Origin of the sequence: Halogeometricum sp. S1BR25-6, from assembly GCF_031624495.1 — an archaeon.
GTDB classification, from domain to species: Archaea; Halobacteriota; Halobacteria; order Halobacteriales; family Haloferacaceae; genus Halogeometricum; species Halogeometricum salsisoli.
The window spans coordinates 1,792,817-1,808,053 of sequence record NZ_JAMQOP010000001.1; the positions used below are offsets into that span (position 1 = coordinate 1,792,817).

Here is a 15,237-nt window from a genome sequence, read left to right on the forward strand (position 1 = left end):
TTGCGCTCGGGTTCGTCTGATTTCGGAGTACGAGGTTCAGAAGAGCAGGTCATTCAGTATAGCACTATGCAGTTTACTCGACTCGCATGAGACGAGCGATGAAGGTAGTCGAGAGACACGACGTCGAAGAGCCGAAAGCTGTAGTCCCGAAGCAATACCATGAAGCAGAAACGGCCGACCGATGTTCGGCAAGTGGACGTGGTTCTGAGTCGGTAGCAGAGAGCCGTCAGAAGACTCGGAGGTTTAACCAACCCGGCGAAAGTGAGGAATCGGAGTGACCGGGAGGACGAAGGACGTCGCCGGCCGAACCGAGCGAAGGCGAGAGCCCGCGGTCGAGAGTTCGACATTCGGCGGACTCCGTCGGACGGAACGACCCCGACTCGATCCGACAGTGCCCGAGTTCGAGAGAGGGTAGTACCGGCGGGTCGGGTGCGAATGCGTCCCCCACCCCTCCCGCACGTGGTCACCCACGTCACTAGAGCGGTCGAACCAGGGATACCGATAGGAGAGATACACCGGAGGCGACGAACCGCTCTCGGGGAAGCAACTGGATACCAGGAGCGTCCGCGGCGTACCGAACGTCGGGCACGGGCGTCGCGTTCGGGGCGATGGAGCCCCGAATCGTGATGGTGCCGGTCAGAGCGGTCCCCGGTTGGCTCTGGGAGACGATTTCCGTCCGTAGCCGTACCGCCTCGGTCTGAGACCGAGTGCCACTCCGAGGTAGGCATCAGGTGGCGACCGACGCCCGAGATCCCCCGCATGTGAACTCCTTCAGATGGGTGGGCGCCGGTGGTCCGCGTCGAGTCGGCGTTTCGGTTCCCGAGTCGCGACGGCCGCCAGCGATGCCTGACCGGCGGCGACTTCCGGCATCGTCGACCGTATTCTGGACGGCTGTTTTAGAGTCGCAACCCCTAGGGGCCACGAGCGGAGAAGGGTCTTCCATAACGATTTATTACTGATACTAAATAGATGAAATATTGTCGCCGCGGGAGGGAGACTCGTGCGCTCGATAGCGGGGCAGGACGAGTGCGTTCTGGTTGGAGAACGTCTACCGAGTCGGATACAGTACGACAGACTCGAAGACTAGTTATCTGTGTGGGTGCTACTTAGGCCGTTCTATAAAAGGCATAGATACAGATAAATAGAGATACGACGCAATGCTCTGTCAAGATAAGTAGAGTTATATTGTTCAGGGCTGCACCCGAAGACGAGTTACTGTGTCCGAGACCGAACTGCGATTCGAGATGGTGGCACTCGCTCGAACCCGGCGAGTTCCGACGGAGAGCGTCGAGGGACTCACCCGTCTGCGAAATGGGGAGGTAGCGTGACTCCGTGTCGAACGACGACTCGGAGACCGAACGCAAGACGGTGATGACGTACATCCCCGCATACCAGAAAGACGAGTGGAAGCGCCACGCCGAGCGACTCGGAATGAGCCAAAGCGAGTTCGTGCGGACGATGGTGCAGGCGGGTCGCAGCGACTTCGAGGTGCCCGAGAGGGACGGCGAGTCCGAAGAAGGAGGGTCCGAGGAGGAAACCGGGGAAAGCGAGTTCGAAGAGCGCGTCCTCGACGCCCTCTCGGCGGCCGACCACCGCTCGTGGGACGAACTGCTGACCGCCCTGACCGACGACATCGAGGACCGCCTGGACGAGACGCTGCAGGACCTCCAGGCGACGAACCGGGTGCAGTACAGCGGCCGGCACGGCGGCTACTCGCTCGCACCGGGTGCGTTCGGAGGCGACGATGGCCGTTGAGACGGCCGACGGCGAAACCGTCGAAGATGCGGTGGCGTACTTCTTGCAGGATATGACGTACCACGGACGAACCGACCGGACCAGAGACGCCTACGAGCGCGTCCTTCGGCGGTTCGAGGCGTTCCTCGGGGACGCCGAGGCGAACCCGATGGGCGCCGAGAGGTGCGTCGAGGAGGCGTCCCACCGCGACTGCATGGCGTGGATCCACTCGCTTCGAGGGTCCGACGCCGCCGACAGCACCGTCGCCACGTACGCGACCTACCTCCACCGGTTCTACGCGTACATGACGCAGGTCGGGGCGTTCGAGGGGAATCCGATGACCCTCGTGATGGAGGAGATGGACGAGCAGATAGACGCGAACCCCTCGCGCCGAGAGATATCCGTCCCCGAGATGCGCGAGTTCCTGCGGGAGGTCCACCATCCGCTCGACCGCGCGGTGCTGTTCACCCTCCTGAAGACGGGGATGCGCGTCGGCGAACTCTGCAACCTCGACTGTCGGGACGTATCGCTGGCGGATGGAACGCCGCTGGGCGACGTGTCGAGGCGGGCGCAACTCGACGGCCGCGGCCCCTCGCTGTACGTCTCCGCCGAACCGTCGGCCGGCGAGAGGGCCAACGGCGAACGGCGGACGGCGTCGAACAAGCGCAAGCGTTCCACTGTCGTCCCCGTCGACGGGGAGTTGGAACGGGCCCTGGCGCGCTGGTTGGCGATTCGACCCGACGTGCGCTCGCCCGCCGACCCACTGTTCGTCAGCACCTCCGGGAGTTGGGGCGAACGGCTGACGACAGATATGGTCCATCACCTCGTCGAACGCCACGCCGCCGAACGCGGGTGGCACCGCGCCGGCGGAAACGCCGAGGAGAACGTCACACCCCACTACTTCCGACACTTCTTCACCACGCACCTCAGAGACCGGACCGGCGACCGCGGCATCGTCAAGTACCTCCGCGGCGACGTCGGCGGCGACATCATCGACACGTACACCCACAACTGGGGTGACAGCGTCCGAGAGACGTACGAGGCGCACATCTATTCGCTTCTCTGATACGGTCGAGCGTCGTCGTGCGAACTCGTAAACTGCGTATCGCTATACGAAATACCGTTCGAGAGGGGGTCGGCACACCACGGTTATTGTCGCGGCGACCGCAGTCGGATACGTGCTGTCGTACGGCGTCACCATCGAGAGACGAGCGAACCGGACGACCGCCGCTCGGATGAGCCCGAGTTCCTTCTCGAGATGAGTGCGCTTCCGCCCGAACGACCGCTGGCGCACGTCTACGACGCCGCCTACGCGAGCGTCCCGAACTGGGACATCGGCCGACCGCAGCGACCGTTCGTCCACCTCGTCGAGTCGGGGTACGTCCGCGGACCGGTATTGGACCTCGGGTGCGGGACGGGCGAACTGTCGCTGTTCGTGGCCCAGAGGGGCTTCAACGTGCTCGGCATCGATATCTCGCCCGTGGCGATTCGACAGAGCAGGGAGAAGGCTCGGTGGCGTCGTATCGACGCCGCGTTTCTGGTGTGGGACGCCCTCTACCTCGACCGACTCGCCGACGCCGGGTTCGCCTTTCGGACGGTGCTCGACTCCGCCATGTACCACGTTCTCGCGGCCGAGGAGCGAGACCGACTGGTCGACGGTCTCGGCGAAATCGTCCCCTCCGGCGGCCGGTACTGCGTCCTCGGCGACGCGCGCACCGACGACCGCTCGGGGTACGGCATCACGCCCGGAGAGGTCGGCGCCCGATTCGAGGCGACGGGCGAGTGGGAGACGGAGTTCGGCTACCGGACAATGTTCGAGCGGCGACACAGCAGCAACCGGGCGTACTTCGTCGGACTGCAACGGCGGTGACTCGGGGGCGGCGCTCGCCGGTCGTCGTATCGGGCAGTAGCTATATCCGAAGGTGGCTGGACTCGATACTATGAACGTCGGAGGAGCGCCGGCTATCGACCGGCGGCGCGCCGGTTGGTGGCTCGTCGCGGCGGTCGTGGTCGGCATCGTCGGACTGTTTCTGTACTCGTTCGTCGGGACGTTCGTCCTCGGCCTGTTCGTGTACTACGGGGCCCGTCCCGTCAACCGGCGCATCCAGCGGCGGGTCAACTCCCGAGGGCTGGCGGCGACGGTCACTCTCCTGTTCATCGTCGTGCCGACGCTGGCGCTGTTGGGGTACGCCGGGTTCGTCGCCCTCCGGGAACTCACGGCGACGCTCGACTCGGGAACGGTCACGCTGCTGTTGAACCGCCTCCCCGGCGACCAGCAGACGCTCGCCGGCGTCGCCCGAAACTTCCCGCAGTTCGTCCAGCAGCTCGGAGATGTGTCGCAGTTCCGGCAGGCCTTCCAGACGCTCGCGGGCGCGCTCGGCACGGTGACGACGGGACTGCTCCACCTCACGCTGGCGCTCGCGTTCGCGTTCTTCCTCTACCGGGACGGCCACCGACTGCAGGCGTGGTACCGAAAGACCGTGGGCGGCCGCGACACCGCCGCGTACTCGTATCTCGCCGGCGTCGACGCCGACTTGGAGGTGGTGTACTTCGGGAACGTCCTCACCGTCCTCGCGGTGACGCTCGGGTCGATGGCCGTCTACAACGGCTACAACGTCCTCGCTCCCTCGGCGGTCGAACTCCCCTTCCCGACCCTGCTCGCGGTCCTCACCGGACTCGCGACGTTCGTCCCTCTCGTCGTCGGGAAGTTGGTGTACGTCCCGGCGACGGCGTTCCTCACCTGGCGGGCGGTGCAGGCCGACGGGAGCCTCCTCGTCTACCCCGCCGCTTTCCTCGTCGTCGTCTTCCTCCTCCTCGACGTCCTCCCGCAGTCGGTCGTGCGGCCGTACATCTCGGGGCAGACGATGCACGAGGGGGCGGTGCTGTTCGCGTACATCCTCGGCACGGCGCTGTTCGGTTGGTACGGGCTGTTCTTCGGCCCCCTCCTGCTGGTGATCGTCGTCCAGTTCGCCAACTTCGTACTGGAGGACCTTCTGTGGGGGCGCCCGTTCTCCCCCGCTCCGACGGACGCGACGGACCTCGGAACCGACCCGACCGACGTCAGGGCGGCTACCGCCGACGCGGCGACGAGCGAGTCGTCGGAGTCGAACCCGAGCGGCGACGCCGTGGAGGGGCGGACGAGCGAAAGTGAGAGCGAAGGGGGGAGCGGCGACGAGAACACCGATGGGAGCGGCCACGGCGGGTGAGCGGCCGAAGAGGGTGCGGCCGTTCAGACGACCAGTTCCGTCTCGACTTCGGGGCCGGTGATGGCTCGTTCGACCCGTTCGGCCGTCTCGCTCGTCTCGGCGACGTTCTCCATCAGCACGGTCTCGGAAGGAAACAGGTGTTCGCCGAGGACGAGGCCGTTCTCGCGCGCGGTCGACCCGGTCATCGTGAGGTAGACGCCGAGACCCACGTCCGCGACGGCCGCCTCCTCCTCGACGGACTCGTCGGGGTAGGCGAACGAGACGCCGTCGAGGGGGCCGGTACCGAGGACGGCCTCGACGAGTCGCTCGTAGCGCGGGGAGATGCAGAGCGGTCCCTCGTAGTCGGCGACGAACTCGCGGTTCAGTTCCGACCCCGGCGGGAGAAGCTCCGGTTTCGCCATCAGCGTGTGGTAGACGGTGTCGCCGAGGCCGCTCACGACGCGCACGTCGGTGTCCATCGGGTCGATGCGGGCGTTGATGTCGGCGAGTGAACCGACGCCTTCCTCCTCCAGTTGGACGACCTCTTCGAGGACCAGGTCGGCGCTGTCGAACCCGAGGCCGAACTCGTGGGTGCGGAGCGCCCGAAACGGCTCCTCGCGGCCGACGAGTTGCACGGAGACGCCGTCGACGTCGAGGGTGACGCTGTCGAAGACGATGCGGCGGGGCATCCCCTCCCGGTCGTCGCGGAGGAGCGTGTACTCCGGCGCCGCGGGGTCCGAGAGGTCCGAGTAGGCCGCGAGTCGCTCGTACGCGTCGCGGTCGGGATGGGCGTCCCCCTTGGTGACCGCCTTCTCGTGTCGGAGCGTCGAGGTGATGTCGTCTGCGACCTGCGCCGCGTCGGCGCTCGCGGCGAAGCGGTCGAGCACGGCTTCGAGCGGTCGCCCCTTCCGCGGCACGGCGACACGCACCGTCTCTGTCATTGTCGGGTGCACGGGGACGGCGATTAAACAGGTTGCGCTTCGATTCGGTGTCTCGGCGCCTACTCGCCGGGGCCGGGGCCGAACGCGTCGTTCAACCGTTCGCGGAACGCCATCAGCACCTCGATGTCGTCCTCGATGCTGTCGACGCGGGACTTCACCTCGTCGAGTTCGTCGAGGTCCGAGCGCAGGTCCTCGATGTCGCTCGACAGCGACTCGCGCGCCGCGACCACGTCGCCGTCCAGGTCGGCGATGTCCTCGCGCACGTCGCCGAGTTCCTCGTCCAGTCCGGCCGTCGCGGAGGCGGTCTGGCTCAGGTCCTCGGACAGTTCCGCGACGTCGGCGCGGACCGTCTCCATCTCCTCGTCCAGCGTCGCGCTCAGTTCTTCGACGCCCGCGACGGCCTCGGTGGCCCGGTCGTCGACGTCCGAGAGGCGCGCAGCGGCGTCCTCGACCTGTTGGTCGAGCGCCGAGAGGTCGCCTTCGAGCGCCGAAACGCCTTCGCGGATGTCGCCGCGGTCGGCGTCGGCCGCGGTCATCTCGGCGTCGAGGGCGGCGAGGTCCTCGCTGAACGTGTCTATCTCCTCGTTCAGCGCCTCCACCTCGCGCCGCAGGCCGTCGACGAGGTCCTGACCGGTGCCCTCCTCGTCGATGAACTCCGCGAGCGCATCGCTGTACGCCTGCAGGTCGTCCATCTGTGCCTGCAACCGACGGATTCTGACGTCGGCGCTGCGCGGCAGGCCGAAGTCGAGTTCCGAGCGGAGGAGGTCGAGGTCCTCCTCGGACACCTCGCCCGCCCGCAGTTCGGCCGCCAGACCGGCCGCGAACGACCCCGGCGCCGCGCCGTCGTCAACCGTCGCGTCGCCGACATCGACGTCGGCCGCCGCCGTTTCGGCTTCGTCGTCACCGACCGACGCCTCGATGTCGACGTAGTCGTCGGTCGCGTCGGCGGCCGCCCGGGCGTCCGCGTCCGACTCCCGTTCCGCGTCGGCGGGCGTCTCGACCGCGACGTCGACCGCCGAGTTCGAGTTCGAGTCCGACACGCGCGTTATCGCGGGTGTCGTCTCGGCGGCGAGTTCTCGCGGGGCGACGTCGGCCGCCGCGGCCGCCCCCTCCCGGTCGCCGAGAGCGGACTCGACGTCCGCGGCGGACGCCGACGCCGTCGACTCGGCCTCGGGTACCTCGGTCTTGGTCTCCGCCTCCGCGTCGCCGATGGTGGCCTCGACGGTCTCCCGGCCCTCCTCGTCGGCGAGACTCCCGTGCCCCTGTAGGGCGTCGCGGACGAGTTGGCTTCGGTCCTCGCCGAGGATATCCTCGACGCCGCTGTCCTCGTGGTCTGCGCCCGCCTCGGGGACGGGCGGCCGTTCGAGGACGGGGTCGACGAGGAACGCCTCGGCCTCGCTCAGTTCGTCGAGTCGGACGCCGTAGACGGTGATAATCTCCTCGTTCGGGTCGAGCGTTCGCTCGTACTCCACGCGGTGGTCTTTGTACGCCGCCCAGTTGTCGCTCTCGTACTCCGGGTGGAACCCGATGCCTTCCATCGGGAACTCCTCGGGAATCTGGTCGACGATACGGATGTGTTCTGGCTCCTCGCTGTCTGAAACGATTCGGAACTTGATGGCGGGTACCGGAAACTCGTCGGCGACGAACGACTTCTCCACTAAGACGTTCCCGTTCGAGACGGACACCGGTTCCCCCACATCGGACTCACGGCTCATGAGCCCACCTACCAGAAGAGATGACATAAATCAACCGGGGAAAATATGAGATTTGAGAAAGGGAAGTGCGACGGACCCGCTACAGGTCAACGCGGTCGCCTATCTCGACGATATCGAGCCGTTCGGGGTGGTCGTAGCTCTTGGCGTGGTGGTGGAGCACGGTCGGGTCTGCGGTCAGACCCTTCCACATGTCCCAGTGAGTCGGGACGAGACGGTCGAACTGCAGGTCCGAGGCGGCCTTCACCACCTCGTTCTCCGTGGAGTACCACTTCGTTCTGATAGGCTCGCCCGTCTCCTTGTCGTCGATGTTGCCGACCGCGCCGAACGCGAGGACGCCCACGTCGATGTCGTACGTCTCGCCGAGTTCGTCGAACTCCTCGTGCGGTTTGGTGTCGCCGCCGTGGAAGAACGTCCCCGAGTCGTGTTCGATGACGTAGGAGACCGGATGGGTCGAATCGGGGTCGTGGGAGAACTCGACGTGGATAGTGAACTCGCCGACCTCGAAGGTGTCGCCCTCCGCCACCTCGGTGAACCGCTCCTTGGAGAGGTCGTACTCGTCCAACCACGCCTCGTCTTCGTACACCACGTCCAGCGAATCGTCCGGCGCGTAGTACTGCGCGTCGGTCGCTTCGAGGATGGGCGCCTGACTCGGCCCGTGGACGTGGTCGGTGTGTTCGTGAGTGGCGAGCACCGCGTCCATCTCGTCGATATCGTCGGGGTCGAACGGCACCGGAATCATGCGGACGGTCCGCGGCGGGTCGCCCAGACCGACGTAGGGGTCGATGGCGACCGTCGTCCCTTCGCTGCCCTTCAGGAAGAAGCCGTTGCAGCCGAGATACCACGCGGCGACGGTGTCCGGCGACGCCGACTCGACGGCGCGCGGGAGCCAATCGTCCCAGTCGCTGACGCTCATGCCCGTGCGTGCGTCCGGGCGGAGGCTAAGTGTTGCGGACCCCGGCGAACCAAACTGTGTAGGGGTGTGGATTCATACTCCCGAGGAACGAAACGAAGACGAACGCTTCGGGCCGCCGACCCGATGGCCGCGACTCGCTTGCCCCCTCGTTTCGCGCGTTAGGGAGGCGTAACCATCACGAAAGAAAACAACGAACGTACCGATTAGGGCCTCTATAATCTACATACGAATAGGGAATCTACTCACTACTACACGTTAGCAAACTAATATCCGGCATAAGGTATATATCACCCACCGACGTTTGATAGTACGTCATGTCAGTTCATCGCAGACAGACGGCCGACTTCTCGCAGATGGACGAGACGATGCGCCTGCTCGGGCAGTGGGACCCGGAACCCCCGGCTTCCAACCTGGACTGAGCACTCGGCGCGCCGCCCGTCCCCCCGCAATCGAATCGCCCGCCCTCGACGACGACCGCTTTCTCGGTCCGTTTTCGGACGAAACACGTACCAGCGACGGCGCTGACGAACCAGCATGCGAATGAGTATCATCGGCGGCGGCACAGTCGGCGAAGAGACCCGCGAGACGGCCGTCGCCGTCGGTCGTATCGTCGCCCGGCGCGGACACACCGTCGTCTGCGGCGGCCTCGGCGGGGTGATGGAGGCGGCCTGCCGCGGCGCGAAGAAGGCGGGCGGCGACACCGTCGGCATCCTCCCCACCGAGCGACGCGCGGACGCCAACGAATACGTAGATATCGCCATCGCCACCGGTCTCGGTCACGCGCGCAACGGCCTCGTCGTGATGAACGGCGACGGCGTCATCGCCATCGACGGCGCCGGCGGGACGCTCACGGAAGTGGGGTTCTCGCTGGTGTTCGACCGTCCCATCGCGGGGTTAGGCACGCACGACGTCCCCGGTGTGGAGGCTTGTGAGACGCCCGCGGACGCGGTTCGGTACGTCGAGAGCGAGTTAGGAATCTAATACCGTCCACAGCGTCCCGTCATTCCTTCCGGTTCTCCCAGTACCGCGACGCGACGGCGCCCATCCCGACGGTTCCGAGGACGAAGTTGGTCAGGTCGCCGACGACGGGAACAATAGACAAAACGGAGACGGCCACGGCGCCGACGACGAGGCTCTTCCACGGGTCGGCGCTCCCGGCGGCGCGCGCGAGGACCGCACCGAACGCCACCATCGCGAGGAGGTTCGCCGCGAGACCGACGATAGCGACGACGATGACGCCGGGAATCACCACGACGATGCCGATGACGGTGATGGTGAGTGCGACGACTGCGACGAAGACGGAGACCAGCGTCAGAAGGCCGTAGACGAACGACTCGACGGGTTGCGAGCGGATTCGTGCCACGAGCGCGCGGGAGTACTGCGGGGCGACTCCGAGAACGAACGCGCCGAACAGGAGGTTCAAGACGAGTGCCACGACGAACGCGAGCAGCGGTCCGAACACGGGCGCTCGCGGCATCTCCGGGACGGTCTGTGCCGCGGCCGGTTCGACGAAGGTGGCGACGCAGGTGACTCCCGCGAGGAAGGCGACGACGGACGCTACGAATGGCTCTGAGTTGACACGTGCGGAGGGCACGGCGGAGAGAACGCGAATCGAGATAAATGTCTTGTGGAGGTGAGAGTTCCGGAGACGGAGGCCTCCTCACCAGGTGCCGTGGAACGTGTCGAACTCCAGGGAGTCGAGGGGTTTGTCGCCGACGGCGATGCGGTACTCGCCGGGCGTCAGCATCGGCTTGTGGAAGCGCGGGCCGTCGTCGGTGGTGATGCGGGGACAGCCGGTGTTGACGAAGGCGTCCATGTCGAAGTTTCTGAGTCGGTCCGGCGTCACCTCGTCCATCGTGATGAGGTAGGCGTTCGGGTTGTCGTCGAGTATCTTCTCGGCGATTTCCATGCGACCCTGTCCGATCTTCGTACAGAAGATGACGCCCCACTTCTCGGCGTCCATCGCCTTGTGGACGGAGGCGTAGCGCTGCTTCATGAACTGCTCCGTGTCGGCTATCTTCACGACGTTGTTGACGGGGTCGGCGATGACGACGTTCTTCTCGGGGTGTTCCATCGCCAGTCCGAGCGGGTGGAACTTCCCGCCGCCGACGTACAGCACCTGGTCGGCGTCGATATCCGCGGAGGCGTAGTTACAGCCGAGCACCTGCCCCTCGTGGGAGAGGCGGTCGTCGCCGCGGCGGGTGTGGACGTCGTAGCCGCGCTCTTCGAGCCAATCGCACATGTCCTCGAAGCGGTTCATGTGCTGGGCGGTGGTGACGAGGCCGACCTCCTCGCCGTCGAGTTTCTCGAGGGAGTCCTCCAGGATGGGCATCGGGTCGACGTTCGAGAACAGCGGCACGTAGATGATCTTGTCCGACTCCTTCATCGGCGAGTGGCCGAAGTGGACGAAGACATCCGTCCGGCGCATCAGGTAGGTGTCGAGGTCGCAGGCGCCGTAACAGGGCTGACCCGACAGCATGAACGTCACGTCGTCGCCGCACAGTTCACGCAGGTCGTCGGCGACGGCCGGGCCGCGGCGTTTCAGGCCCTCCGGGAACTGCAGGCCGACCCGGTTCGCGTCCCGTTCTTCGACCTCCTCGACGATGCGTTCGAGTTCGTAGTCCCACTCCCGGTCGTGCCGCAGCGACATCCCGGTGTTCCTGAGGTCCCCCTCGGTGGTCGCGTCTTGACTCATTGCACCTCTCTTGCCAGTCGGGAGGGATAACGTCGGCGGTTCCTGACCCTTCGATTCCGGCGGGAGAGGTCTGTGAGCCGCTCGCACTCTCCGCGACGGATTTTCTCATCGCGAGTCGTATCTCGTCCGTACCGTTGAGAAACCGAAAGGCGACCGGTCGAGTGCGCCGACTGCGGGGCGACATCGAAGACGAAGCGTCGCTCACCGCGGAGCGCGCCCGAACTGACCGCCGACTGTCGAGGGCCGTACGTCGGACGGAAGGGGAGGAATCCGTGGCTCTGTCGCGTCGGTCGCTCTCCCGGAGGGCGCAGTCGCGTTCGATTCGGTGGCCGTCGGCGGCGTGCGAGATTCGTTGGCGTCCGCGCGGGTAGCGGTGGCGGTGCCGGTCCGGTTCACGGGCGTCCGGTCCGGCGTCGACATCGGGGGCGGCGACTCGGACTCCGCCGCGTCCCGAGTGCGTTCGTACCACGGCGGCGGCGAAATCTGGACGGCGTCGACGCCCGAGTACCAGAGGTGGTACCGCACCGACCGGTTCTCCCCGCCGTCGGCGACGACGTACGAGACGCTGAGACGCCGGACGAACCCGTCGGGTCCGACCCGCGCCTCGGCGCGGTAGTCGCTGACGTTCTCGGGGTCCGCGAACGCCTCCGGCGTTCCCGTGGCGACGACGCGGTACGGCGACTCCGGTTCCGCCTCCGCCTCGCGCGTGACGGACGTCCGGGTCGCGTCCAGATACCGTTCGACGGCGGTAGCGGCGCGCCGTTCGAACGGACCGCGACCGCTCCGGTCGAGGCGGACGCGGAAGCGGGAGACGTCCCCTTCCCCCCGTTCGTTGTGGACGTACGCGTACCGCCCGTTCGCGTACGCGGTGTAGTGAACCAGCCTATCCCCGTCGCCGGCGGTCGGGGTAGTATCCGCCCCGCCGGTTCCGGTCGAGTCGCCCGCGTCACCTCCCCCGCCGGAGGCGTTCGTCCCGGCGCCGTTCTCTTCGACGCGGACGGACCCGGCGACGACGTAGCGGAACCGGCGCGGACTCTCGACGGCCGCCTCCCTCCAGACGTCGTCCCAGACGTCGCCCCGCCAGGTCTCGGTGCCCGACTCGCGGACGACAAGGCGGTAGGACCGTCCGGTGACGGCGTCGGCGTGGGCGGCCGCGAGCCGTTCGGGCCCCGTCACGCCCGTCGGACCGATTCCCGGCGGGAAGGACTCGCTCTCGGTTCGGGCGGCCGCCGAGTCCGCGCGCCCACTCTCCGAACCCGAGGTCGACCCCGCGGCGCCCCCGGCCGGGGGGTACGCGAGGCCCAACGGGCCGAACAGCGCCGTGACGACGAGCGCGGCGAGGACGACGGCGGCGATTCCGACCACGAGGGAGTCTCCGACCCGCCCGAGAGCGGCCCGGCGGCCGGACGGGGTCTCCGACTCCGGCGCGTCGACGACGGGCGAGGCGTCGAAGTACTCGTCGAAGAGGCGCTCGGCGTCCCGGCGGTCGAGGGCGTACAGCGCCAGGTCGCGGAGTTCCGCGGGGCCGACGACGGCTGCGTTCGCGCGCGCCGCGCGGCGACGGAGCGCGGGGGTGGGTCTCGCCGCGACCACGACGTCGGCGTCGGCGGCGACGCTCGGCCGGCGAAGCCGTCGCCGAGCGGAGACGGGCGAGAGCACCCGGTCGCCCCCGTCGAGGACGACCGCCCCGTCGTCGCGGACGACGACCGACTCCCCCCGGGCGGCGTACAGGTCGGCGACGAACGACGTCAGGGCCTCCCCGTCGAGTCGGCGGAGCCACCGGGCGAACTCCGCGCGCGTGACGACCGTCATACGATATCGTACCACTCGAAAGGTGACGGCTCTTTCCCCCGCGGAGGGGGAGGACGAGACAGTGGAGGCGGTCGCCCGACACCGCCGCCTCCGGCAGGTTCAAACGAATCGACTTCCAAAATTCACGTATGAGCATCCAGACCGAGCGGCTCGAAGACATGGGGCGCGAACTCGGCGACGCCATCGCGGAGACGCCGGAGTACGAGGCGTTCGAGGAGGCGAAGGCCGCCGTCGAGAACGACGAGGACCTGCAGGCCGAGATACGCGAGTTCCAGCAACGCCGCGAGGAGTTCATGCTCGCCCGACAGCGCGGCGAGGCGACGCAGGAGCGACTGGAGGAGGTCCAGACCGCACAGCGCGACCTCCACTCGAAGGACAAGATGGCGACGTACCTAGAGGCCCAAGAGACGCTGCAGGAGCGGCTCGAAGCGGTCAACGAGGCCATCTCCGACCCCCTCGCCGTCGACTTCGGCGGCGAGGCCGGCGGCTGCTGTCAGGACTGAGCGAAACGCGAACCCGGTCCGGCGCGCGCCGCGGACCTCGACCTCGACCTCGACTTTTTCTCCGATGAGGCGGCCAGTCGCCCCATGCTCGCGATAGCCGGCGGCAAGGGCGGATGCGGGAAGACCACGACGACGCTCGGACTCGCGGCCGCGCGCGACGGCCCGACCCTCGTCGTCGACGCCGACGCCGACATGCCGAACCTCCACGCGATGGCGGACGTCCCGCGCGACCCGCCGTCGGGTCCGAACGCCGGTTCGGACTCGCACCCGGCCCCGAACCGCCTCGGCCACCGTCACCCCGACCACGGCGACCTGAGAGTCAGGCCGGCGCCGACGGCTTCGAGGGGACCCGAGACCGCCGGAGGCGACGAAATCACGGCGCACCTCGGCCGCGTCAGCGAGGCCGTCTCGGGGGAGAGGGCGGTGCTGGTCGACTGCCCCGCCGGCGCGGGACCGGACGCCGCCGCGCCCGTCCGCGCCGCCGACGGCGTCCTCCTCGTCGCGTCCGCGTGCGCCCCCTCCCTGCGCGACGCGGCGAAGACGGGGGCGACGGCCCGCGCGCTGGGGACACCGGTCGTCGGCGCCGTCCTCACCCGTTCGCGACTGGCGCCGGCAGGCGTCGAGTCGCTGCTCGGGTGTCCCCTCCTCGGCGCCGTGCCGCCCGTCGACCCGCCCGTGCTAGACGACGTGCGCGTCGAGAAGGCGTACCGAGACGTGGCAGCGGAACTACAGCAGCACAAAGACCTAAGATAGCGGACTGTCTGTATTCGTGTCGTGTCCGACCGACTGACGACCGGAATCACGGTCCTCGACCGCGAACTCGGCGGCGGCATCCCCGCGGGGAGCATCGTCGCCCTGTTGGCCGACCCGGCCAGTCAGTCCGAACTGTTCCTCTACGAACTCACCGCCGTCCGCGGGACGCTGTATCTGACGACCGTCCGCTCGGACCAAGCCGTCGAGGACGCCATCGCGCGCACGCGAACGCGCGTCGGGTCGCCCACCGTCCGCGACGTGGGCGCGGAGGCGCCCCTCGACGCGGCGAACAAACTCGTCCGCGACCTGCCGGAGGGCGCGAACCTCATCGTGGACGTGGTGGACGTGTTGGAGACGGCAGACCCCGTTCGGTACCGGGCGTTCCTGAACGGTCTCCAGACGCACATGGTGAACACCGGCGGCCTCGCCGTCCTCCACGGGATGAAGGGGGATGCGCCGACGAACCGTCGGTACACCGAGCACATGGCCGACGTGGTGTTCGACCTGCGGACGGCCGTCGACGGCGCGGAGATAGAAAACCGCCTCGCCGTCCCCAAGTTCCGCGGCGGCCGCGCCCCCGAAGAGACCATCAAACTCCGTCTCAGCGAGCAGGTGGCCGTCGACACCAGCCGCGACATCGCCTGAGACCGGCTTCGACCCGTTCAGACCGCGTAGTACAGCAGCGTCGCGACCGTCAGAGCGACCGTCAGCGCCGACCAGTTTCGGACGCTGGCGAGTGCGTCCACCTCCGTCCGCTTGGCGAAGAGGTACGCGAAGTAGGGAATCAGCGGCGCGAGACGGACGAGAGAGGAGACGTCGCGGTTCAGGACGAACTGGAGGACGAGCGTCAAGCCGACGGTGCACCCGGCGGCGACGGCGGCCAGTTTCAGGTCGTCGGCGGGGACGGACGTCGGGGGCGACTCCTCGGACATGGCTCTCGGTCTTCCTGCGCGGGTGTCCCAAAAGAAAGCGCTGGTTCGGATTCG

Annotated in this window: 15 protein-coding genes; 8 read left to right on the top strand and 7 right to left on the bottom strand. The window is 67.5% G+C overall.

Annotation, left to right across the window (positions count from 1 at the left end; genetic code table 11):
* Positions 1-1,371 precede the first annotated feature (1,371 nt).
* From NDI76_RS09330 to NDI76_RS09345, 4 genes are all read left to right on the top strand, one after another.
* Positions 1,372-1,755: a DUF5805 domain-containing protein gene (locus NDI76_RS09330; RefSeq protein WP_310923894.1), complete on the top strand. Its 384-nt coding sequence runs from the start codon at positions 1,372-1,374 to the stop codon at positions 1,753-1,755.
* Positions 1,745-2,800, top strand: coding sequence for a tyrosine-type recombinase/integrase (locus tag NDI76_RS09335; protein ID WP_310923737.1), 1,056 nt, complete (start codon positions 1,745-1,747; stop codon positions 2,798-2,800). Before NDI76_RS09330 ends, NDI76_RS09335 begins: the two co-directional genes overlap by 11 nt.
* Positions 2,801-2,992: 192 nt before the next feature.
* A complete protein-coding gene (locus tag NDI76_RS09340) occupies positions 2,993-3,604 on the top strand; it encodes a class I SAM-dependent methyltransferase (protein WP_310923738.1) in 612 nt (203 codons plus the stop codon).
* Between the two features lie 70 nt (positions 3,605-3,674).
* A complete protein-coding gene (locus NDI76_RS09345; protein ID WP_310923739.1) occupies positions 3,675-4,940 on the top strand; it encodes an AI-2E family transporter in 1,266 nt (421 codons plus the stop codon).
* Positions 4,941-4,963: 23 nt separating this feature from the next.
* Here NDI76_RS09345 and NDI76_RS09350 read toward each other — a convergent pair whose 3' ends face one another.
* The 3 genes from NDI76_RS09350 to NDI76_RS09360 form a co-directional block, all read right to left on the bottom strand.
* Positions 4,964-5,860: a phosphoribosyltransferase HisG-related protein gene (locus tag NDI76_RS09350; RefSeq protein WP_310923740.1), complete on the bottom strand. Its 897-nt coding sequence runs from the start codon at positions 5,858-5,860 to the stop codon at positions 4,964-4,966.
* 59 nt (positions 5,861-5,919) lie between these two features.
* On the bottom strand, positions 5,920-7,575 hold the full coding sequence (locus NDI76_RS09355) for a hypothetical protein (RefSeq protein WP_310923741.1): 1,656 nt from the start codon (positions 7,573-7,575) through the stop codon (positions 5,920-5,922).
* Positions 7,576-7,654: 79 nt separating this feature from the next.
* The gene (locus NDI76_RS09360) at positions 7,655-8,488 is read right to left on the bottom strand and encodes an MBL fold metallo-hydrolase (protein ID WP_310923742.1); all 834 of its coding nucleotides are present in this window, start codon (positions 8,486-8,488) and stop codon (positions 7,655-7,657) included.
* Positions 8,489-9,022: 534 nt separating this feature from the next.
* Between NDI76_RS09360 and NDI76_RS09365 the strand changes: the two genes are divergently transcribed.
* Positions 9,023-9,469 carry a TIGR00725 family protein gene (locus tag NDI76_RS09365; protein WP_310923743.1) on the top strand — a complete coding sequence of 149 codons (447 nt, stop codon included), beginning with the start codon at positions 9,023-9,025 and terminating at the stop codon, positions 9,467-9,469.
* Between the two features lie 19 nt (positions 9,470-9,488).
* Here NDI76_RS09365 and NDI76_RS09370 read toward each other — a convergent pair whose 3' ends face one another.
* The 3 genes from NDI76_RS09370 to NDI76_RS09380 all read right to left on the bottom strand — a co-directional run bounded on the left by NDI76_RS09370 (position 9,489) and on the right by NDI76_RS09380 (position 12,995).
* Entirely contained in the window at positions 9,489-10,082 is a 594-nt protein-coding gene (locus NDI76_RS09370) for a DUF8173 domain-containing protein (RefSeq protein WP_310923745.1), read from the bottom strand.
* Positions 10,083-10,148: 66 nt separating this feature from the next.
* On the bottom strand, positions 10,149-11,183 hold the full coding sequence (gene dph2, locus NDI76_RS09375) for a diphthamide biosynthesis enzyme Dph2 (protein ID WP_310923746.1): 1,035 nt from the start codon (positions 11,181-11,183) through the stop codon (positions 10,149-10,151).
* Positions 11,184-11,384: 201 nt separating this feature from the next.
* Positions 11,385-12,995, bottom strand: coding sequence for a hypothetical protein (locus NDI76_RS09380; RefSeq protein ID WP_310923747.1), 1,611 nt, complete (start codon positions 12,993-12,995; stop codon positions 11,385-11,387).
* A 128-nt stretch (positions 12,996-13,123) separates the two neighbouring features.
* Between NDI76_RS09380 and NDI76_RS09385 the strand changes: the two genes are divergently transcribed.
* The 3 genes from NDI76_RS09385 to NDI76_RS09395 all read left to right on the top strand — a co-directional run bounded on the left by NDI76_RS09385 (position 13,124) and on the right by NDI76_RS09395 (position 14,896).
* Complete coding sequence (locus NDI76_RS09385) at positions 13,124-13,498, top strand: YlbF/YmcA family competence regulator (protein WP_310923748.1); 375 nt, start codon at positions 13,124-13,126, stop codon at positions 13,496-13,498.
* A gap of 84 nt (positions 13,499-13,582) precedes the next feature.
* Positions 13,583-14,251, top strand: a complete 669-nt coding sequence (locus NDI76_RS09390; RefSeq protein ID WP_310923749.1) for a MinD/ParA family ATP-binding protein — start codon at positions 13,583-13,585, stop codon at positions 14,249-14,251.
* 21 nt (positions 14,252-14,272) lie between these two features.
* Positions 14,273-14,896, top strand: a complete 624-nt coding sequence (locus NDI76_RS09395) for an RAD55 family ATPase (protein ID WP_310923750.1) — start codon at positions 14,273-14,275, stop codon at positions 14,894-14,896.
* A 17-nt stretch (positions 14,897-14,913) separates the two neighbouring features.
* Here NDI76_RS09395 and NDI76_RS09400 read toward each other — a convergent pair whose 3' ends face one another.
* A complete protein-coding gene (locus NDI76_RS09400; protein ID WP_310923751.1) occupies positions 14,914-15,183 on the bottom strand; it encodes a DUF8049 family protein in 270 nt (89 codons plus the stop codon).
* Between the last annotated feature and the right edge of the window lie 54 nt (positions 15,184-15,237).